This is a genomic window from Cupriavidus sp. 05N38 (assembly GCF_056397345.1).
On sequence record NZ_JBFTNF010000082.1, the window covers coordinates 1 to 21,354 of the forward strand.

Genomic DNA, 21,354 nt, shown 5'->3' on the forward strand with positions numbered 1-21,354 from the left:
GTCTTGATCAGGTCGCCGTTGGAGAAGCGCTTGCCCTCGTAGCTCTTGGCCCAGCTCTTGGCCTTGTACTCCACGATGGCGTCGAACTCGCCGGCCTTGAAGGCTTCCAGCTTCGCGGTCTCGTCCTTGTACAGGCGATAGACCACGCGGTCGAAGTTGAAGGTGCCGCGCCGCACCGCCAGATCGTTGCCCCAATACGCCGGATTGCGCCTGAACGTGATGCCGCGCCCCGCGTCGTAGCGGTCGACCAGGTAGGGGCCGCTTGCCACCGGCTCCTCGAAGGTCAGCTTTTCGAATGGCACCGTGGCGGTCCACTTCCTGGAAAACACCGGCAGCGAGCCGACGATCAGCGGCAGCTCGATATTGCGCTGCTTGAAATCGAAGCGCACCGTGTGCGGGCCCACTACCGTGACCGCCTTCACGTCCGTGCACATGCTGCGGTAGCCCGGGCTGGACGCCTTGCTCATCAGCATCTCGTAGGAATACTTGACGTCGCTCGCCAGCACCGGGTCGCCGTTGCTGAAATGCGCCTTCGGGCGCAGGTGGAACGTCACGGACAGCTCGTCCGGAGCCACGGTGACGTCGTCTGCCAGCAGGCCGTAGGCGCTGGCGGTCTCGTCCGCGCTGGGGATCAGCAGCGACTCGAACATCAACGAATTCACGCCGGGGGCCGACGTACCCTTGAGCGTGAACGGATTGAACTTGTCGAAACTGGTGCGCCGGTCGGGATTGGCGAGGGTCAGCGTCCCGCCGCGCGGCGCGTCSGGRTTGRCGTAGTCGAAATGGGTGAAATCGGCSGGATACTTGAGTTCACCATACTGTGCGAAGCCATGGGCTGCGTCAGCTGATAGGGGAAAACCCGCGGCACCCAGGGCTAACAGTCCACAGCCCAGCACCGACATCGTGCGGAAGCGCTGCCATGCCGCCTGAAGCGGTCTACGTGCGCGAATATGCATCCGGTTTGGGTCCTCCACCTGAATCGGACAGTCCGCGGCCGTCGGCGGCGCGGTCAAGTTATGAGACAATTTTACCTTGGATCGGATGGCGTCCAGCCATCCGGACATTCCAGTACGCGGCGCCGCAGCCATGCCGGCCGTCAGCCTGCCGCAGCGCAGCCACCGCGCGGTGCGCGCCGCAACCCCGGACGCCATTGCACGAACCGTGCCCGTCCGCCTCGAACATCATTGGAGAACCTATGGGATTTCTGGCAGGTAAGCGAATCCTGATCACCGGCTTGCTGTCCAACCGCTCGATTGCCTACGGCATCGCATCGGCCTGCAAACGCGAAGGCGCGGAACTCGCCTTCACCTATGTCGGCGAGCGTTTCAAGGACCGCATCAACGACTTTGCCAAGGAATTCGGCACCGACCTCGTCTTCGAATGCGATGTCGCCAGCGACGAGCAGATCGCCAATACCTTCGCCGAACTGGGCAAGCACTGGGACAAGCTCGACGGCCTGGTCCACTCGATCGGCTTCGCCCCGCGCGAGGCGATCGCCGGCGATTTCCTCGAAGGCCTGTCGCGCGAAGCGTTCCGGGTGGCCCACGACATCTCCGCCTACAGCTTCCCCGCCCTGGCCAAGGCCGCCCTGCCGATGCTGTCGGACAAGGCCTCGCTGCTGACGCTGACCTACCTCGGCGCGGAACGCACGGTGCCCAACTACAACACCATGGGCCTGGCCAAGGCTTCGCTCGAAGCCAGCGTGCGCTACCTCGCCGCATCGGTCGGCCCGCGCGGCATCCGTGCCAACGGCATCTCCGCCGGCCCGATCAAGACCCTGGCCGCCTCCGGCATCAAGGGCTTCGGCAAGCTGCTGGGCCACTTCGAGGAAGCCGCGCCGCTGCGCCGCAACGTGACCATCGAGGAAGTCGGCAACGTGGCCGCCTTCCTGCTGTCGGACCTGTCCAGCGGCGTGACGGGCGAGATCACGTACGTGGACGCCGGTTTCAACACGGTTGGCGCGAGCCTGCCCGCGGAAGCGTAAGCCGGAAGCGGTACTGCCGGGAGATACCTGGCATTGCCTCGGAAAAGGACGTGCGGCTTGGGCCGGCGTCCTTTTTTTGTTCCTTTTGGCAGTTCCCGGTGGACTGTGGAGGTTGCCCCGGGCCGCATCGCTAGCCCCCGTTGCCTTCCAGGGAGCCTGAGCGCAGGTAACCCACGATCGGCGCCCAGAACGGATCCTGGCGCTCGGGTTCGATGGCGGCGTCGTGCGGCAGGCCGTCGAGCGCCACCAGGCGCCTGGTGCCGGCCGCGGCGCCGGCCAGGCGCTCGGCATGCGCGAACGGAATGACTTCGTCGGCGCGGCTGTGGACGAACAGCACGGGTAGCCGGGATTCGCGCAGGTGGGACTCGTTGTCCCATGGCTCGGGCAGCAGCCGCGCCATCCACGCGGGCACGCGCCCCGTGACCACGGCCGCCTCGCGCGCCGATGTGAAGCCGGCAGCGATCACCATGCCCGCCGGCGCCGGCTGCAGCGCCTGGACCACGTCGAGCAGCGCGCCGGAGCCCAGCGAGAACCCCATCACATAGCGCCGCGCAGCCTGCGGCGTGGCCGCCAGGAACTGGCTGTAGGCCGCCAGGCCATCTTCCCGCAGGTTGCGCACGCCGGGCTTGCCGCCGCTGGCGCCGTAGCCGCTGTAGTCGAACACGCACGAGGCAATGCCGTTGCGGTACAGCAGCGCCTGCGCGCTGGCCCAGTCGGAGAGATTTTCCTCGTCGCCGTGATAGATCAGCAGCGCCGGTGCCTCGGCGCTTTGCGCCAGCACGCACGACGCGCGCAGCATGCGCTCGCCGCTGGCGAACGCGAACTGGCGGGACGGCGCGCCCAGGCGGTCGGGCGTGAGCGCGTCGGCGGCGCTGGCCGGCTTGGGCTCGAACGCGTCGCTCTCGACGGCCAGGAACAGCGCATGGCGCGCCACGGCGGCGGCCAGCAGCACACAGGCCCCGCCGGCCAGCCAGTAGCGCACTTTTCTGGTGCCACCGGCCCCGGTGCCGCCGGTTCCGGCGGCGCTTGAGAAGTTGGACATGAGATCGGCCAGGATGTCGATACCGCGCATGCCGCAACCGCAGGCAGCCCGCTGATGAGATCTTAGTCCTGACTGGCCGCCGCTGCCCGCACGCCGGCCGCCGTAAATGGCGGGCAGGCCGCACGACGGTGCCCTAGAGTGAAAGAAATCGAGGGCGATATCGGCGCGGCCGGCGCGGCAATGGCCGGCGGGGCGACTACCGGAGAGACGGACGCGCAATCCGGCCAGGGGCGGGAGGCGGAGATCATGACGAGGAAAGCAGGAGCGCTGGTAGCGATGTGCGTCGCCCTTGGCCTGGGCGCAGGTGGAGTGGCGAATCAGGCGCACGGGCAGTGGTCCGCCCCGCTGRCGGATACCATGGCCGCGCCGCTGGCGGACTCGATGGCTCCACCCTGGGCCGACACGATGGCCGCCCCGATGGCCGACGGGCTGCACTACCCGATGACCGTGCCGACCACCGTCCCGACCGCCGCGCCGATCCCGGGGCGGGGCTGGGTCGTCGGGTCCCCCTGCGACCAGGTGTCGGTACAGGCCGTGATCGACAATGCCCCCTGGCAGGTCATCGGCATTGCCTGCAGGCGTGCTGACAGCAGCTGGCAATTCGTGGAGAACACGGACGCGCTGGCCGGCATCCCTGTGCGCCGGACTGCCTACGCCGGGGCCGGCTACCCGGGGCTAGGCGGCTTCGCATCCGGCGCCGCCACCGTCTACTGGTTTCCGCACGGCATCCCCTTCGCGCGCGGGAGCAGCCGCGCCGCGCCGGCCGCGGGCCCCGCCCTGCGCAGTCCGCCCCGCCCGGCGCACACGGCGCCCGGCGGCACGCAAGCCAGGAGCAGGAAGCCGTCGCCAGCCATGAATAACCCGATCTGAAAAAAAAGCCCGCGTAGCAGGGGGGTGTTCGCTACGCGGGTCAAAGATACCCGGTCCAGGTCAGCCGTGGTACCGGTCCGACCGGCACCCGGCGGCCGGACGCGCGCAGGCGGCTGACCGCCGCGCGCCTTCCCCGCCGGATGCTGCCTTGCCTAGTTGTCTACCTTGATGCGGCTGGCGAGCACGACATTGCCGGCCACCTTGCCGCGCACCTCCAGCCGCTGTCCCACCAGCAGGCTCTCCGCGCCGCGCGGCAGGGTCGCCGCGTCGAACGCCGTCGCGCTGCTCCACTGCACGGCCAGCGTGCCGCTGCGCAGCGTCAGCGTGAGCGAGGCCTTGTCGATGCTCGCCACCACGGCGTGGAGCTCGTTGGCTTCGCTGGCTTCGTGCGCCTCGTCCTCGACCTCGAGTTGCGTGGCGCTCAGCACCCCGCCCGCGACCGTGCCCTTGACCTCCACGCGCGCGCCAAGCACCGGCGTGCCGCTGACCACGGCCGTCGCCGGCACGGTCACCCGCAGCCCGGACACCTCGAAGTCCGTCGCCGACGTGAAGCGCGTGATGGCGCCTTCGAGCTCTGCCCGCTGGCCCGCGACGATGGCCGGGACGAGGCTGGTGCCGCGCACGCGCGTCGCGGCAATCACCGTCGGCGTGGCGAGCGTGCCCTTCACGCGGACCGTGGCGCCGTTGACGACGCCGCCGGGCAGGTTGGCAAGCACGCCCGGGGTGAACTGCACCGTGATGCCGTTGATGGTGAAGGTGCTGGCGGCGGCGTTCTGCACGATGCCGGTCAGCCGTGCCTCGCTGCCCGCGGCCTTGCGTTCGATGCGCGTGGCCTTCAGGCTGGCGCCGGTGGCGTCGGGCAGGCCGTGCACCTCGACGATGTCGTTCGGCGCGAGCGCGGCCAGTCCGCTCAGGCCGCTGCCGTCGAACACGGTCGACGGGGTGACCGTGATCCTGACGCCGAACACGGTGAGCGTGCCGGCCCCGGCATTGACGGTCGAGACCGGGCCCTGCACGAAGCTGCGCGACGCGATGCTGGTGGCCCGGCCGGTCGCGCCCGCGTTGTCGCGCTGGCCCTGGACCTCCACCACCATGCCCAGCCTGAGATCGTCGTCGCGCCCGCCCGGATTGTCGTCGTCCAGCGTGATGGAGGCCGCGCTGTTGTCGATGCGCACGCCGTTGACGAAGATGCTCCCGAATCCGGAGATCGGCCCGCTGAACGTCGTCGCGGTGGTGGTCGCCGCCGGCGCGGCAGGCGTGCCGCTGTCGCCGCCGCCCCCGCCCCCGCCGCAGGCCACCAGGAGCGCCGTGAAGCCGGCGGCGGCGGCCAGGCAGATCTGTCGCGCCGGCAGGCGGCGCTTCGAGCGAGTCATCGTCATCTTGGTCCCCTTCTCTGTTGCACTACATCGAGTCCACCGTGCCGCGGGCGCGGTCCGCAGCACCGTGGTCGTTCCCGGCTCGCGCGTCAGGGCACGGCGGCCCTGACCGCGCTGTTGGCCCTGTCCCGCGTCTCGAGATAGCCGAGCAACGCGGCCACGTCCTCGCCGCCCAGCCCGAGGTTCGGCATGCGGAGCTCGTTGTATTGCCGGAACAGGCGCACGGCCGTCGGATCGCCCTCGGCGCGCATCTTGTCCGGCTCGGTCACGTAGCGGGTCAGCCATGGCTTGATGCGGCGCGCGGTGACGCCCTGCAGATCGGGGCCGAGGCGGTCGCCATGGCCGACCGTATGGCACGCAGCGCAGCGGCTCTGGAACAGCACCTCGCCACGCCCCATCAGCACCGGCCTGGCGAGCGCGTAGTCCACCGCGGGCGCCTGCGCCGGCGCGGGGCGGCTCCAGCCCATGAAGTTGGTGATGGCGGTGGCGAGGAACTGCGGGTTGTCGATGGCCGAATGCCGCATCCACTGCCCCGCCGGCACGTTGCCGACCATCAGCGTGGCACTGTGGCCGTCGCGCGTCTCCGGATCGTTGGCGCGCGACAGGCCCAGCTTGCGCGCGATCAGCCGGATGTCCGCTTCCTTGCCCGACAGGAACAGCCAGCCTGGTCCCACGCCGAACTTCTTCGCGTAGGACTTCAGCTCCGCCGGCGTGTCCCAGGGGTCGATGGCGATGGAGTAGAAATGGATGTCACGGCCCATGCGCTCGCCGAACAGCTTCTGCACCTCTACCAGCTTGGCGGTCTCCAGCGGGCAGATGTTCTCGCAGCTCGAGTAGACCAGGTTGATGGCCACCGCCTTGCCCTTGAGCAGGTCGTCATAGAAGCGCACGGTCCTGCCGTCCTGGGTCTTCAGCTCCACGTTCGGAAAATAGTCCGCGCCCCACGGGGTCTGGGCGCGCGCCGGCATGGCGGCGCCGAGCGCCGCCATGCACAGCGTCGTCCACAACATCCACCACGCTGCCGCGGCGCGGCGCAGGTACTGGCTGGTCGGCATGTCGCGCCCTCCTCAGTTCGCCGGCCCCGGCCGCGCGGTGCCCACCACGATCGCCCGGGACGTCTTGCCGCTAGTGAGCAGCCTGAACGAAGCGGTCGCCGACCGGGCCGCGAGCGGCTCGCCCTCCGGGTAGTACGGAAAGCTGACCTCGATGGTCTCGCCGAGGGTCAGCCTGCGCTGCAGGCTGGTCGGGCTGTCCACGCGGTATGCGATGCCGCTCCTTTCCCCGCGCGCGGACACCGCGGAAAAGTCGAACGCGATCTCCGCCACCGGCGCCGCCGGCGGCGCGACGATCAACGTGGTGTCGATCGTCGCCATGCCCGAGAACACGACGTTCTCGTCGGCCTCCGGCATCTTGCCGGCCACCCGCACCGCGGACGAGTGGGTCTGCGGTTCCTCGGCCGGCTGCGCGCCGGCATCGGCCACCGCGCCCGCCAGCCCCAGCCAGAGCGCCACGATGCCGATCCCGGCCCTTCCGGGCCCGCCCCTTCTTTCCTGCCTCATGATGTCCCTCCGTTACGCTGCATGCCACCGCCGCGGACCCCGGCGCCGCCGGGGTCCCGGTCCGCCCCTTGCCTAGAGCGCCGTCTTCAGGACTTCGACCGGATCCTGGAACGTCACCCCCTGCGGTGTCGGGATCGGCGTCGGCAACGGACGCAGGAACGGCGAGCCCGAGTCATCGATCTCCCATCGCAGCAACATGGCGTTGTCTTCGTGAACCGTGTTGTGGCAGTGCTCCATGAACATGCCGCCCCAGTCGCGGAACTGCATCGTGATCTTGAGCTTGCCGCTCGGGTGCAGCCGGTAGACGTCCTTGCGGCCCTGTTCCCAGGCCGGCACCTTCTGCGCACTGCCATCGCGCTCGAGGATCTGCCCCTCCTCGAAATGGATATGCAGCGGGTGGTCCCAGCCCCCGCCAGCATTGACGAGGTTCCAGATCTCGCGCGTGCCGGCCTTTGGCGCCGCCGACACCCGGCCGTAGTCCGCCGCCAGCGTGTCGCCGCCATCCACGCGGATGCCCCACGGGCCGAAGAAGCCCGAAGCGGACTTCCCGGTCGTCTGCTTCGCCCCGTCCCCGAGGATGAAGGTGCGCTCGCGCGCCACCGGGATCTTCGACAGGTCGGGGTTGGGGATCATCGTGGCCGGCACCTGGCTGAGGTCGGGTTGCGGCGGATCGCGCACCACGCGGAACTCGAGCATCGGCCCCACGCACGTGTCCTTCGACTTGCCCGACAGCGCCTCGCCCAGCGTGAGGTCATGCGCCACGCGCTTGCCGTTGTCGTGCTCGGCCAGGTTGACCAGCTGCACGCGCGCGCCATTGGTATAGCGCGAGAAGTCGATAACGATGTCGTAGCGCTCGGCGATGCCCATCTCGTCGAGCTGCGACAGCACGACCGGGCGCGGCAGCAGGTTGCCGTCGTTGCCGATCTGGATCATCGGCGAGCCGTCGCTGAGCATCAGCTTGAAAAAGCGCGACACCGAGGCGTTGAGGATGCGGAAGCGGTATTTGCGGCGCTCGACCTCGAAGTACGGCTTGTACACCGCGTTGACGGTGGGCTGGTCGCCCAGGAAGCCGTCGAGGTCGAAGATGTCGAACTGCATCTGGCCGTCGCGGTCCCACGCCTTGTCGGCCAGCATCAGGTTGACGTCGTAGTCGAGGTTGCCCCAGTCCTTGGCGCGCCCGCTCGGCAGCCGCAGGTTCACCCCGTCGTTGATCGACTCGTTGCCGCGGTCCAGCGCGCTGTAGATATTCATCATCGCCGCGACGCCCTTGTAGACGTTCTGCGATGTGAAGCTGAACATGTGGTCGTGGAACCAGTGCGTGCTCATGGTCTCGTGCCAGTCCCCGGGGATCTTCGTGATGCCGCCGTTGCCGTCCGGGCTGCCGGCGCGCCGGTCGCTGGCCGTGGTGTTGATCGAGCGGAAGCCGGCGAGCACCAGCGGCCAGTGATAGTCGTAGAACTGGCCCGGGAAGAAGAATGCACCGGTGAACCCGTCGTTCTCCGCGCCATGGTGGCCGTTGTGCTCGTGCGTCGACAGCGTATGGAGGCCGAAGCCGCCGTTTTGCGTGCGGTCGGCCGGCAGCGCGTTGTGGTGGCGGTACAAGATGGGCTCGCCGTAGCGGGCCAGCACCAGCTTGGGCGGGAACGTGCCGTTGAAGGTCCAGAACTTGGTCGCCGACTGGTCCGGCATGCTGGGGTGGAAGCACGTCTGTACCGAATGCAGCGGATCGATGCCGCAGTTCAGGCGCGAGTCGACGCCAGGGTTGTAGGCGAAGTTGTGCGTAAGGCCGCTGGTGGCCACCTCGTAGGCGACCTGGGGCGGAAGAATGTCCCAGCCCTGGTGCGCCCAGATCGGGCCGGGCGGGCGGCCTTCGACCGGGCCGAAGCCGCCGCCCAGCACCGCCGGCACCGCCTGGAGCGTGGTGTTGGCCTCGTGCGTGGGCGCCGGACTCAGCGCCGAAACCGGCTTGCGCGGCAGCACGTCCATGCGCGGCATGGGCTGACTGAACGGCGCCGCGCCAAACAGCGAGCTGGCTGCGATGCCGGTGGGAGACCCGCTGCTGCCGCCGCTGCCACTGCCGCTGCTGCCGCTGCCGCCCTTGCCCCACGCCTGCCCGACGAAGGGGTTCAGCCCATGCTTGTTCGCCAGCATGCCGGTCGCCGTGATCAGCCCCCACTTGAGCAGTTCGCGCCGCGTGACCTTCCCGTGCGACAGTGCCTGTACGATCTCCAGCCGGTTCCGTCGTGCCCGCTCGGCCTTGCGGACCTCTTCTGCCGGTGCGTTACTGGGTAGATACAGCATGGTTTCCTCTCCGTCTCGGTGTCGAACTTTTCCGGCGCATGCGCCGGCCCTCCCCGTACAAGCATTGCCGCTTCCTGCGCCCGGCCGGTAAGGCGCGCACATGTGCGCCTTCCGCCCGTGGTCGCCGGGAGGCCCGCCGCGGCAGCCTCCCGGGTACTGCATCCCACTGCGCGCAGCGTCAGTTGCGCACGCGCGTCAACGGCGTCGGCGGGCTGCTGCCGCCCAGGTTCGACTTCACGACCAGGCCCTCCCCCGGCCCGGGCTGTGGCGCGCCGACCAGCGACAGCGTGTAGTTGCCGCCCCMGTTGTTGGTCATCGTGTTGCCCATCGTGGCCGGGTCGAACAGCCTGCCGCTGGTCGTGCGGTATGGCTGCAGCGTGAGGACGACCTTCGGGCTGGCCACGGACGAGACCGCCGTCACGTCGAGCCGCTGCCGCGAGATGCGGTACTCGGCCACGGTGATGGTGTCGGTGTCCGCCGCCGGCGTGAACGTGACGGTGGCCGTCACCGGCGCGGACTTCGCGTTGGTGACCGTGTCGGTGGCGATCACCGTGAACGCGAGCACGTCGCTGGCGGACTGGCCGACCGGCAACGCGCGGCTGACCGTCATGCTCGCGCTGCCGCTGGGCTGGCTGAATGCCTGCGGCGGCCCGCCGGTCTGCGTCCACGTGTAGCTGAGCTTGTGGGCGCCGGTGCCATTGGCGGTCAGCACCACCGTCGAGCCCGAAGGCACCGTCAGGGGCGACAACGGGCTGACGAACGGCACGGCGGCCTGCGGCGGCGTGACAGTGACGGTCATCGCCGAGGTGGCCTGCAGGCCGTCGCAGCCGGTCACGGTCAACGTGAACAGCAGCGTGTTGGTGGCCGTCACCGTGGGCGCGGTGAAGGTCGGGTTGAGGACCGAGGCGGACGGTGCGAGCGTCACGCCCTTCGGCGGCGTCCATGCGTAGGCAAGCTGCCCGGAGCCACTCGCGGTGCCGTTGAGCTGCACCTTGGTTGCGCCCGATTGCACGGTCATGTTGGCGCCGGCGCTGGCCCGGGGCGCCGTGCATGACACCGGCTGGCCCGATCCCGGCCAGGGTTTGAGCGGCCCGGCCACGACGCCGCTCGACGAGCTGTAGCCGCCCCTGGCCAGGAAGGGCATCGTCGCGAAGCTGATCGGCGGCGGCGTCACGCCGGGGAAACTCTCCTGGAACAGGTATTCGAGGATCGGCGCGTGGTACTGCCCGGCAATCAGGCCATTCTTCAGCGGCGTGCTGGTGGCCGGCGTCCACGCACCCTCGATGACGGCGCGCACTTCCCGCGTGGCCGGCAGGAACGTGTTCTCCTCGAGCGGGCCGAAACAGAAATTGAACGTGGCGACCAGGCCCGTGCATGGCGGGCGGAAGCGCCAGCGGCCCTTGACGGTGCCGGTCGGGGCGCCGGGATCGACACCCACGATGCCCCATTCGCGCTCGCTCGTGGTGCCGTCGGGCGCGACGTCGATGCCGTACAGGAGGACATTGCGGCTGGGGTCGGTGGTGACGCCCTCGAAGCGCGTGCGCACCACTGCCTCCTGGTTCGCCGGCACCGAGATGCCGCCGTTGCCGAGAATCGTCACATCGATCGCGACATATGCGGGGTCCGTGAACGGCGCCGTGAAGATGCCGATGTTGGCGACCAGCGTGTGCGCCGACACATAGGTCGCGTCGGTCGGCGGGTACGGGCCCTGAGCGCCACGGTCGCCGACCAGCGTGCCGGAGTAGGTGACATGGTCGCCCACCTCGAAGGGCGCCATGATGCGCGGGTCCGGCAGTTGCCCGGCCGCCAGCGCCGCCGGGTCAGGCATGGTGAAGTTGGTGGAGAACTGCCCGCTGATGTCCCTGGGCCGGTTGCCCTGCGGACACGCCGCATCGTCGGCCTGGCGCGACGCGTCCACGCGCGGCACGCACATCGGATAGCCGGTCGCGCTGCGGATGGTCGGGTTGTCGGCATCGATCGTGAAGCGCCGGTCCGGCGACATGGCGCGCCCGAAGCGCCCGCCCGGATCGTTGATGCGCACGCGCGTGCCGGGCTTGCTGGCGTCCAGCACGTTCTGCGGCACGCCGCCGCCGTCGCGCACCAGCCGCCCGCCCACGCGCAGCTCGCCCGCCGCGTAGTCGATGTAGTTGATGAAGCCCGTGCCGCTGTTGAGCGACTGCTGGGAGATATAGACCAGGCCGGCGATATAGACATCGTCCACCTGGTTGCCGATCACGTGCGCCTCGTAGCCGCTGAGCGGCGCCGGCAGGTCAGCCAGCGCCATGCCGGTGGCCACGTTGGTGTACGGCGCCGGCGCCTGTGTGAACAGCTCCTTCCAGGTCAGCGCGTTGGCCGGAAGGATCACGATGGTATTGGCGGGAATGACGATGGTGTGGCCGTTGACCCGCATCTTGCCGCCGCACAGCGCGTCGCCGCAGCCGTCGAGGGTGGCCTCCTGGATATAGCCCAGTACGTCGAACTGCGCGTCGACGCCAGGCGCCGGCGCCTGCGCGCGGGCAGGCATCGCCAGCGCCGCCAGCACGGCCAGCGCCAGCAGCCACAGCAGCGCGAACGGCGCCCCGACCACGCCCCGGCCACTGCCCCGGCGCGCCCCCGCGCCGCCGGTTGGTTCGATTGGATCCGACATACGATGGCCTCCCCATTTGCCATTCAGCGCAACGTTCTGCATGACGCGGTCTCGACGCCGCAATTCAGTGCGCGAACGGACTTAGCCCCAGAAACGTCTGCAAACCCTTGCGCGTGCCGTCGGCCCCGACCGCCTGCACGCATTGCATCAGGTCGATGGCGGTCCCCTTGCGGACGTCCTGCGCCACGGACCGCGAACCGCCCTGGTGACCGTTCGGCATGCAGATCGACGGATGGTCGAACGGCGCGCGGCTGTACCGCACCCGGTCGTCCGACAGTGACAGCAGGAACGACACAAGATCCTCCTTCTCGGCCTGGCTCAGGCCGATCGGGCCCACATGGAAATCGAAGTCGTCGCGGTTGGCGTAGGCGAAATCCCCGCCCCGGTTGTAGAAGTCGATCACCTGCATCAGCGTGGACTTCCCGCCGTTGTGGAAGTACGGCCCGGTGAACTCGACGTTGCGCAGGCCCGGCGCCTTGAACGCCCCGTCCGCGACGATGCGCTGCCCCTGCGGGAACGGGCTGCTGCCGAAGCCGTTGCCCAGCAGCGCGCCCTTGCCGAGCTGCGCCATGCGCGTTTCCGACAGCGGATTGCCGAACGCATCGTTGCCGCCGAGGCCGATATCCTCCCGCGTCGGCCGCACACCGATGTTGTAGAAGCCGGTGTCGTAGATGCCCACGGCGCCGTCACCCATGGTCATGCGCTCCACGCGCTGGTTCTGCACGTTGCTGAACGCCGCGTTGGTGGTCTCGGGGCCGCCATGGCAGCTGATGCAGCGCCCGCGCTCCTGGTACAGCATGAGCCCGCGCATCTGCTGCGCGGTCAGCGCGGTGCGGTCGCCCTCGGCAAAGCGATCGAACGGCGTATCGTCGGAAACCAGCGTGGCCTCGTACATCTGCACCGCGATGCCGAAGAACAACGCGAAGTTGGCCTCCATCTGCGTGGTGACGAGGTTGCCGCGAAAGCGCCGCAAGTCGAAGTCATTGTCGTCCCGGCGGCGCTGCCGCTGCAGGTCCATCGGCTTGAAGTTCAGTGCGTGCGAGCCCGGCAGGCTGAGGATGACCGGCGCGGACCAGAACTCCGGACGGAACGCCTTCCTGATCAGCTCCGCGTACGTCGGCGCGCGCAGCGCGTAGGCGCCCAGCACGCTGTCGCGCGGCGAGATGTCCTGATCGGCCAGCAGGCGCTCCTTGAGCAGCTTTTGCCCCAGCTCCACGAACGCCCGCCCCTGGCAGCTCATTTCGTTGCCGCTCATCGGCGGGCCCGACGCCTGCGAGGCCAGCGACGACGAGGACAGCGAGACGGCGACATTGCGCAGCACACCCTTATCGAACTTCCACGCCAGCGGCTGCGTGTTGCGCAGGCCGAACGGGTCGCCGCCGTTGAACACGTTGTTGCCCCGGCCGTCCCAGAAATTGCGGAAGTTGAAAACCGCGTTGATGACGCTCGGCGTATTGCGCGGCTCCACGCGCCGGGTGTTCACGCCGTTGAGGTCGAAGCCGGTGCCGCCGTGCAGCACCGAATCGGTGACCACGGTGCAGTCGTCTGGCCTGGCATTGGCGCGCACGGCATCGAACTTCGCCGTGAACACGCCCTGCGATGACACCACGTCGTTGACGTCCGCGGCGATGGTCCCCGCATCGTCGATGTCCCCATGGCGTGTCAGCGGAAAATCGGCCGCACGCAGCGTGTAGTTCGGGCCGGCATAGTTGCCGCCCGCCTGGAACGCGGTGTCGCCGGCCAGCAGTCCGGGGTTGATCTGGTTGGTGATGCGGTTGTCCGCGCCGGCATGGAAGTGGCAGGTGGCGCAGGCGGTGCGGTTGTCGCTGCCCACGCGGGCATCCCAGAACAGCGCCTTGCCGAGCTGGACCGCGGCGGTCTTGTCGCGCACGAACTCCGCCAGCTCCTGGTCAGTCGGCCCCGGCACCGGCACCGTCTTGAGCGACCCGAGCGGCCGCTGCACCGGGAATATCTGCGTCGACGACTGGGCATGCAGCAGGTGCGAGCCGACCAGTGGCACCACCAGCAACGCGCCTGCCGCGCCCGCGACGAGCCACCGCGCCACGCGCCGGGCTGCCCGCCGGCGCGCCCCCGAATGTTCTTGCGCGGCCTGTGCCGCCGCTTCCCCGAAGGCTTGCGCTGTCGCTGCCGCTGGCGCTGCCCGCGCAGCTTCGGGCAACGCTCCCCCTACCCCGTCTCCGGGCTGGTGCTGGCTCATGACCCTCTCTCCCCGTGTCCACCAGGTGTGCGCCGCGCGCGGCGCGCCCTGGCGCAATGCTTGTCAAGGCGGGCTGGTGGTCCGGGATGCGGCGCGAACCGCATCCCGGCCATGCCCTTTGCGTACTAGTTGCGTATCCGCGTCAGTGCCGTCTGCGGGCTCGTGCCTCCGATGCTCGACTTCACGGTCAGCGGCGTGGCCGGCGGCGCCGCCGGCTGCGGCGCGCCGACCAGGACCAGCGTGTAGGTGCCGCCGCCGGTATTGGCCAGCGTCGCGCCCAGCGTGCCGGGGTCGAACAGCGCGCCCGTGGTGGTGCGGTACGGCTGCAGCGTCAACACCAGGTTCGGGTTCACGATGGACGACGTGACCGTCAGGTCGAGTCGCTGCTTGGACGTGCGGTACTCAGCCGTGGTGACGGTCACCACGTCGGGCACCGGCACAACCGTCACCGTGACGCTGACCGGCTGCGACACCTGCCCGCCGTCGTTCGCGGTCACGGTGAAGGTCAGCACGTCGCGCGTGATCTGCCCGAGCGGAATTGCCCGCGTGAAGCGGATCGACGCCGAGCCCGCCGGTTGCTGCGAGAACGCCTGCGCCGGGCCGCCCGTCTGCGTCCACGTGTACGTGGTGCCCGCTGCGCCGCTGCTGCTGGCGGTCAGCGTGACCGGCACGCCCGAGTTGACGGTGACCGGCGCGATCGGGTTGATCACCGGCACCGGGTGGCTCGGCGGCAGCACCGTCACGGTGACGGTGGACGTCGCCGTCTGGTTCTTGCAGCCGGTGACGGTCAGCCGGAACGTCATCGTCTGCGCGGCGCCGCCGGCTGCAATGACGGGCGCGTCGAACGTGGGGTTCGGCGAGGTCGGGTTGGTGATCACCGTGCCCGGCGGCGACACGGCCTGCCAGGCATAGGTGAACGGCCCCGTGCCGGTCGCGCTGCCGGTGAGCGGTACCGCCCGCGCGCCCGAGGCCACGCTGAAGTCGGTGCCGGCATTGGCGGCCGGCGCCGTGCAGGTGCCCGGTGCCTGCGCGCCGGGCCACGGGTTGAGCTGCCCGACGATGGTGCCGGCCGACGACGTGTAGCCGCCTTGCGCGAGGAACGGGATCGTCTCGAAGTTGTTGGGCGGCGGCGGCGTGCCGGGCACGTTCTCCGGGAAGATGTATTCCAGGATCGGCGCGCGATACTGCCCTGCCATCAGCCCGTTGGCGCCGCCGGTGTCGGCCTGCCGGGTCGCGGGCGTCCACGCGCCTTCGATCACGGCGCGCACCTCGCGCGTCGGGGGGATGAAGTTGCCGCCCGCGGGAGGCGTGCAGGCCTTGACCGTCGCCGTGACGGCGGTGCACGGCGGGCGGAAGCGCCAGCGGCCTTGTACCGCGCCGTTCGGCGGGCCCGGGTCGACCGCGATCGTGCCCCAGTCGCGATCGGTGGTCGAGCCGTCGGTGTTGACGTCGATGCCGTAGAGATGGATGTTGCGGCTCGGGTCGGTGGTCATCCCTTCGAAGCGCGTGCGGATCGCGGCCTCGCCCGCGCCGATCACGGTCAGCCCGCCCGTGCCGATGATCGTGACCTCCACCGCGACGTAGGCCGGGTTGGTACCGGGCGCGGTATAGATGGCCACGTTGTTGGTCACGGTATGCGCGGACACGTAGGTGCCGGCGCTGCCGCCCGGGTACGCGCCGCTGGTGCCGCTGTCGGTCACCAGTGTGCCGGCGAAGTTGACGTAGTCGCCGACCTGGAACGGCGCCATGATGCGCGGGTCGGGCAGCTGGCCCGGCGCCAGCGCAGCCGGCGCCGGCATGGTGAAGGCCGGCACGAAGTTGCCGGCCACGTCCTTGGGCCGGTTGCCTTGCGGGCACAGCGCATCGGGAATGGCCTGCGGATCATTGGGGTTGGTCCGCGGCAGGCACATGGGGAAGCCGGTGGCGCTGCGGATGGTCGGGTTGTCAGGATCGAGCGTGAAGCGCTTGTCGGGGCTGCCCGCGCGCCCGTACTTCCCGTCGGGATCGTTGATGCGCACGCGCGTGCCCGGATTGCCGGCCGACAGCACGTTCTGCGGCACGCCGGTGGCAAGGTCGAGTGTCAGCTTGCCGCCCACGTACATCTCGCCGGCGGCGTAATCGATGTAATTGATATAGCCCGCGCCGGCATTCAGGTCCTGTTGCGACAGGAAGATCAGCCCGGCGATATAGGTGTCGCCGACGCGATTGCCGATCACGTGCACCTCATACGTGGTCAGCGGCTGCGGCGAGTCGGCGAGCGCCATGCCGCTCGACACGCCCGTGTAGGGTGCCGGCGCCTGGTCGAACAGCTCCTTCCAGGTCAGCGCGTTCGCCGGAAGCATCACGATGGTGTGGTCCGGCACGACCACCACGTGGCCATTGACCTTGAGCTTGCCGCCGGTGACGGCGGTCGGGTTCGGCCCGTTCAACGTGGCCTCCTGCAGGAACCCCACGATGTCGAACTGCGATGCCGTGCCCGGCGGCGGCAGCTGCGCCAGCGCCTGTTGCTGCCAGCACAGCTGCACCAGGAGCAGGATCGTCGCCAGCCAGGCCCCGAGCCGCCGGTACGCCAGCCGCTCTCGCGTCGTGCGAAGCGCTGCACGTGCCGCCCCGTGCCGCCTAGTCATGTCAATCGCGTCGTTCATGATATTGCCCTCCACTTATCGTCACCCTGGCGCGCCCGGTCGGGCGCCACCGCCCGCCCCCGGGCCCGTCGACTTGCCTCGCGCCGCCGGCAGCATCGCCGCCACCGCGCTTGCTCACAGACCCAACAAGCCTCCTTCGATCCCCGGTTGCCAAGGTTGCGGGCACGCGCCGCTTGCAAGCCGCGGCGCTTGTGCCGATGACTACGCCATGTTCCGCACCGCGTGCGCAATCTGCTGCGGCGCCGTGAGCGCGGGCATCATGCACCAGCGGTCGAGCGGCTCGTTGCCGATGCTGAGCATGCCGGTATGGCGCGACAGCAGCGCGTCCTCCGCCGGATCCGAGTCGTAGAAGCCGAGCCTGCGCCTGACCAGGTCCATGTCGGCGCGCCGGCCGGTCAGGAACGTCCAGCCGGGCCGGATGCCGTACTGCCGCGCATACGCCTGCAGCGCCGCGGGCGTGTCGAGCTCGGGCTGCAGCGTCAGCGAGACCAGGTGGATGTCATGACCCACGCGGTGGCCGAGCGCGGCCTGCACCGCCATCAGGTTGGCCGTGTTGGGCGGGCAGATGCCGGCGCAGGCGGTGTACATCATGTTGAAGACGACGAGGCGCCCCTTGACGACGTCGTCGTAGAAACGCACCTTGCGCCCGTCGTGCGTCTCGAACATGACGTTGGGAAAATAGCCGGCCCGCGGGCCGTGCCTGGCGGCAACGGCCAGGCCGCGGGCGCTCGCCGCCGCCGGCAGCAGCGCCGCGCCGCACAGGGCTTTCAGGAGGGTTCGCTTGGAAGACATGTTGTCGTGCTCCGCCATGGTTTTGGTCGTGCGTGCGTTCGCTCTGTGTACCGGGCCGTGTATCGCGTCGTGCGTGCCGTTCGCCGGATCAGGGCACGATGTCGAAGCGGATCATCATCGCGTGGTCCTCGTGCTGGCCGTTATGGCAATGCATCATGTATTTCCCCTCGTAGTCGCGGAAGCGGATGAACAGCTTCACCTCTTCGCCGGGCCCGATCACATACACGTCCTTGCGCCCGCGCTCATGCGGCGGCGGCGCATTGCCGTTGCGCGACAGGATGCGGCCTTCCTCGAAGTGGATATGGACCGGATGTGACCAGTTGCCCTTGCCGCGCAGCACCCACACCTCCTCGGCGCCGCGCCGGGGCGTGGCCGCCGGCCGCGTGACGTCGAACAGCTGCCCGTTGACGGTCCAGCCGCCGTTGGATCGGTCGAACTCCCACACGCGGGTCGGCAGCTTCTTGAGCTGCGCGGCCGTCGGCATCGGCGGCACCTCGCGCAGCGTGGCCGGCACGCGGCTGGCATCGGGCACCCTGGGATCGGCCCGCACATCGAAGCGCAGGATCTGCGTGCCCGGCGACAAGCGCTTGTCGCTCGGGCCACGCCCGTCGGTCTGTTCGAGGCGGTTGACCAGGAACAGCTGGCTGCCGATCGGATAGCGGGAGAAATCGATGACGATGTCGGCGCGCTCGGCCACGCCCATCCGGATCGATTTCATCGCCAGCGGCGCCGGCAGCAGGTTGCCGTCGTTGGCCAGGTAGGTGAACTCCTGGTCGACGCCCTTGTAGGTCAGGTAGAACTCGTAGAAGCGCGCCGGGCCGCCGTCGAGCAGGCGGAAGCGGTATTTGCGGCGCTCCACTTCGAACAGCGGCTGGATCTTGCCGTTGACGCAGAACTTGTCGCCGAGGATGCCATCCGAATTGAACGGATCGAAATAGAGCATGCCCTTGGCGTCGAACTGGCGGTCCTGGATGACGAGCGGGATGTCGTAGACGCCAACCCCGCTGGGCAGGCGCAGCGCATTGGGATTGGGGTCGTTCTCGTTGCCCGAATCCAGCTCGTCGAACAGCAGATAGAAGCCGCTGAGGCCGCGGTACACGTTGGGCGCGGTGAAATCGAGCCGGTGGTCGTGGTACCACAGCGTGCCGAGCGCCTCGCGGGAGTCGCCATGCGTCGCGGCATAGGCATCGTACCCGGCATAGCAGTTCGGGTAGAGATGGTCCTTGTATCCGCCCGGTGCGCTGAGCGTGGGGCCGGCCTTGCCCGCGCTGTAGTAGTCGCCGGTGAAGCCGTCGCTCTCGGAGGCGGTGTGCAGGTTGTGCAGGTGCGTGCTGATCTCCGGCGAGCCGAACCCGATATGGTTCGCCGGCAGGTCGTTGTGGATGCGCACGACAATGGGCTCGTTGTACCGGGCCACGAAGGTCGGGCCCGGCACGAGGCCGTCGTAGCCCCAGACCGGCTGCGTCGGCAGGTCGCGGTGGAACGAGTGCAGCGCCTGCCTGACGCGCAGCTCGTAGAGCCGCTGCGCGGTGAAGTCGGCCCAGCGCTGGTGTTCCGCGCGGCCGCATTCGCCGGCGCCGGGCACGCGCTGCGCCGCCGGGACCAGTGCCGGCACCGGCTGCTTGACCGGCGGCACCGGCAATACCTCGATAAAGGGCCGTGTCGCCGGGCTGCCACGCGAATCGCCGCCGTCCTTGGCCAGCGCGCCTTGCGTACCCAGTCCCTCTCCAAGCACTGCCGCTGTCGCGCCGGCCGCTGCCCGCCCGAAGAATGCCCTTCTATTTTCCCGTTTATTTTCCCGCCCACCCGATTTACTCATTTTTTTACCATCCTGTTTTGATACCATTTTCTCCGGACGAGCGCACCCCTGCCGCCCAGCAGCCTCCCTTTAATTACGTGGAATGACCTGTTCCGCGGCGGCGCTAATTAGAGCCGGCGGAACCATTGACTTCGGTGCACCAACCTGGGGTTTTCCGCAGCTTGGATGGTTAAAAATGACAAGACCCCGAACCGGCACGGCGTAATCGCCCGTGACGGATTCATACACGTCTGATGCCGCATGGCATGCTCTCCCTTGATCCCCCCCCGGGGCTTTCCCTGCAGGCGTTGCCGGATGGCGCTTGCGCCGCCGGCCGGAGCTTGACGCCCCATTCGAGAACCGTTTGCATTTTCGTTTTTATTAAAATAAAAACTAATGCCGGTTTCTTCGCTTCGCCCTTTTTATTAGCTCGCGAGACACCGGTTTCCCACCGGTTTGCGCGAACGCCTAATAATTTATTGATTGTGCCTGACCACGCTATCATGCAGATGGATGAGCAATGTGTGGACATTTCAATATGGCGGCCTCTAGTTGCATCCAGCGTGGCCAGACACCAATATCCGCAACGGAATAATCTTTTCAACCTTGTAACAGCGCCTGTCATTCATCCCACAGGATGGTCCGCCCCATCTTTTCTTTTGGATTATCCCCGTGCTAATCTTTTGCCATGTTGGTGAGGAGCTGACATGAGCCCAATAATAAAAATTCTCATCTCTTTTTCGATTGGCCAGACAGGCTATGGCTATTCGGGAGCGGGGTATGCCGCAGACATCTACCGCTCCGAGGGACCGGACGGGGAGGTGCGCTTCGCCAGCCAGCCACTCGACAAGAGCTACCGGCTCTACCTGCGCGGCGAAACGCCGCGCGCCGCCGTGCCGGGCAAGGCCGTCGCGTCTCGCGCTGGCGCGCGCCCCGACAACGGCTCCGCGCCGGCGGGCCTGCGCGACCTGCCGCTGGCGGCGCTGGTCGAGCAACTGTCGGCGAAGCACGCCGTGGATGCCGCCCTGGTCAAGGCGGTGATCGAGGTCGAATCCAGGGGCAACCCCGCCGCCGTCTCCGCCAAGGGCGCCACCGGCGTCATGCAGTTGCTGCCGTCGACCGCGGCCATGTACGGCGTCACCGAGCTGTCCGATCCCGCGCAGAACATCGAGGCCGGAGTCCGCCACCTGAAGTATCTGCTCGACCTGCACGGCGGCAACGTGGCGCTGGCGCTGGCCGCCTACAACGCCGGCGAGGGCGCCGTGGCCAGGCACGCCAGGCGCATCCCGCCGTACCGCGAAACCATGCTCTACGTGCCGGCCGTGCTCGCCCGCATGCAATCCAGCCGCAACCAGGCCAAGCCGTGAAGGACGCCATGAAAGACGCCACGAGAGCCGCCATGAATACGCATCCGCACCGCCACCCCGGCGCCGGCTTCACGCTGCTCGAATTGTTGATCGTGGTGGTCATCATCGGGCTGCTCGCGGCCTACGTCGGGCCGAAGTACTTCTCGCAGCTCGGCAAGTCCGAGCGCACCATCGCCAAGGCGCAGATCGACGCGCTGGAGAAGGCGCTCGACACCTATCGCCTGGACGTAGGGCGCTATCCGAGCACAGAGGAAGGCCTCGTTGCGCTGGTGAGCAAGCCGGGCGGCGGCTCGCAGTGGAACGGCCCGTACCTGAAGAAAGCGGTCCCCGCCGATCCGTGGGGACACCCGTATCAATACAAGTCGCCCGGCACCGCCGGCGAGATCGAGATCCGCTCGTTCGGCAAGGACGGCCAGGCGGGCGGCACCGGCGACAACGCCGACATCACCAACTGAAGACGGAACGGAACACCGCAGCAGGGCATGCACCGGGCGCCTTGCCAGACAAGAAAACAAAGCGCCGCGCGTGGGCAACGGCGAGCCAGCCGTGCCCAACTGAGCTCGCGGCGACAGGGGAACACAGGGCCACCGGCAACGCCGGGGCGCCTGCCGCAAGACGCGGCGGAACGGGTCCGGCGCGAAGACAAAGACAAACCCTAGCGGGTCGGGGGTGACATGAAGCCAACCATATCCAGTTTCCACAAGGGCAGCCGGTATTGCCTCCGGCCGGCGGCGAACGCGCACTGGCGCGCGGGA

General features: G+C 68.6%; 15 protein-coding genes. 4 read left to right on the forward strand and 11 right to left on the reverse strand.

The window, feature by feature from the left end; genetic code table 11:
* Window positions 1-956 (reverse strand): extracellular solute-binding protein (locus AC1DK4_RS35810; protein WP_477132111.1); only part of this gene is annotated, 956 nt, incomplete at its 3' end.
* Between the two features lie 239 nt (window positions 957-1,195).
* Between AC1DK4_RS35810 and fabI the strand changes: the two genes are divergently transcribed.
* The gene (gene fabI / locus AC1DK4_RS35815; protein ID WP_441618354.1) at window positions 1,196-1,984 is read left to right on the forward strand and encodes an enoyl-ACP reductase FabI; all 789 of its coding nucleotides are present in this window, start codon (window positions 1,196-1,198) and stop codon (window positions 1,982-1,984) included.
* Between the two features lie 130 nt (window positions 1,985-2,114).
* Here fabI and AC1DK4_RS35820 read toward each other — a convergent pair whose 3' ends face one another.
* Window positions 2,115-3,056, reverse strand: coding sequence for an alpha/beta hydrolase (locus AC1DK4_RS35820; RefSeq protein ID WP_441618352.1), 942 nt, complete (start codon window positions 3,054-3,056; stop codon window positions 2,115-2,117).
* A 108-nt stretch (window positions 3,057-3,164) separates the two neighbouring features.
* Here AC1DK4_RS35820 and AC1DK4_RS35825 point away from each other — a divergent pair, with 108 nt between their 5' ends.
* The gene (locus tag AC1DK4_RS35825) at window positions 3,165-3,896 is read left to right on the forward strand and encodes a hypothetical protein (protein WP_477132112.1); all 732 of its coding nucleotides are present in this window, start codon (window positions 3,165-3,167) and stop codon (window positions 3,894-3,896) included.
* A gap of 152 nt (window positions 3,897-4,048) precedes the next feature.
* On the opposite strand, the gene AC1DK4_RS35830 is transcribed toward AC1DK4_RS35825, so the two are convergent.
* The 9 genes from AC1DK4_RS35830 to AC1DK4_RS35870 all read right to left on the reverse strand — a co-directional run bounded on the left by AC1DK4_RS35830 (window position 4,049) and on the right by AC1DK4_RS35870 (window position 19,169).
* Window positions 4,049-5,275 (reverse strand): DUF5666 domain-containing protein, encoded by a 1,227-nt coding sequence (locus tag AC1DK4_RS35830; RefSeq protein ID WP_441618348.1) that lies wholly within the window; start codon window positions 5,273-5,275, stop codon window positions 4,049-4,051.
* Between the two features lie 86 nt (window positions 5,276-5,361).
* A complete protein-coding gene (locus AC1DK4_RS35835; RefSeq protein WP_441618346.1) occupies window positions 5,362-6,327 on the reverse strand; it encodes an SCO family protein in 966 nt (321 codons plus the stop codon).
* 12 nt (window positions 6,328-6,339) lie between these two features.
* Complete coding sequence (locus AC1DK4_RS35840; protein ID WP_441643379.1) at window positions 6,340-6,831, reverse strand: hypothetical protein; 492 nt, start codon at window positions 6,829-6,831, stop codon at window positions 6,340-6,342.
* Window positions 6,832-6,903: 72 nt separating this feature from the next.
* Complete coding sequence (locus AC1DK4_RS35845; RefSeq protein ID WP_441618342.1) at window positions 6,904-9,132, reverse strand: multicopper oxidase family protein; 2,229 nt, start codon at window positions 9,130-9,132, stop codon at window positions 6,904-6,906.
* 178 nt (window positions 9,133-9,310) lie between these two features.
* Window positions 9,311-11,779, reverse strand: a complete 2,469-nt coding sequence (locus tag AC1DK4_RS35850; RefSeq protein ID WP_477132113.1) for a PKD domain-containing protein — start codon at window positions 11,777-11,779, stop codon at window positions 9,311-9,313.
* A 64-nt stretch (window positions 11,780-11,843) separates the two neighbouring features.
* Window positions 11,844-13,844 (reverse strand): cytochrome-c peroxidase, encoded by a 2,001-nt coding sequence (locus AC1DK4_RS35855; protein WP_441618337.1) that lies wholly within the window; start codon window positions 13,842-13,844, stop codon window positions 11,844-11,846.
* A 278-nt stretch (window positions 13,845-14,122) separates the two neighbouring features.
* Entirely contained in the window at window positions 14,123-16,642 is a 2,520-nt protein-coding gene (locus tag AC1DK4_RS35860; protein ID WP_441618335.1) for a PKD domain-containing protein, read from the reverse strand.
* A gap of 201 nt (window positions 16,643-16,843) precedes the next feature.
* Window positions 16,844-17,434, reverse strand: a complete 591-nt coding sequence (locus AC1DK4_RS35865) for an SCO family protein (RefSeq protein WP_441618333.1) — start codon at window positions 17,432-17,434, stop codon at window positions 16,844-16,846.
* Window positions 17,435-17,522: 88 nt separating this feature from the next.
* Entirely contained in the window at window positions 17,523-19,169 is a 1,647-nt protein-coding gene (locus tag AC1DK4_RS35870; RefSeq protein ID WP_441650045.1) for a multicopper oxidase family protein, read from the reverse strand.
* A 770-nt stretch (window positions 19,170-19,939) separates the two neighbouring features.
* Here AC1DK4_RS35870 and AC1DK4_RS35875 point away from each other — a divergent pair.
* Together AC1DK4_RS35875 and gspG are read left to right on the forward strand one after the other, a co-directional pair.
* Window positions 19,940-20,599 (forward strand): lytic transglycosylase domain-containing protein, encoded by a 660-nt coding sequence (locus tag AC1DK4_RS35875; protein WP_441618329.1) that lies wholly within the window; start codon window positions 19,940-19,942, stop codon window positions 20,597-20,599.
* A 32-nt stretch (window positions 20,600-20,631) separates the two neighbouring features.
* The gene (gene gspG, locus AC1DK4_RS35880; RefSeq protein ID WP_441618327.1) at window positions 20,632-21,054 is read left to right on the forward strand and encodes a type II secretion system major pseudopilin GspG; all 423 of its coding nucleotides are present in this window, start codon (window positions 20,632-20,634) and stop codon (window positions 21,052-21,054) included.
* Window positions 21,055-21,354: the final 300 nt, after the last annotated feature.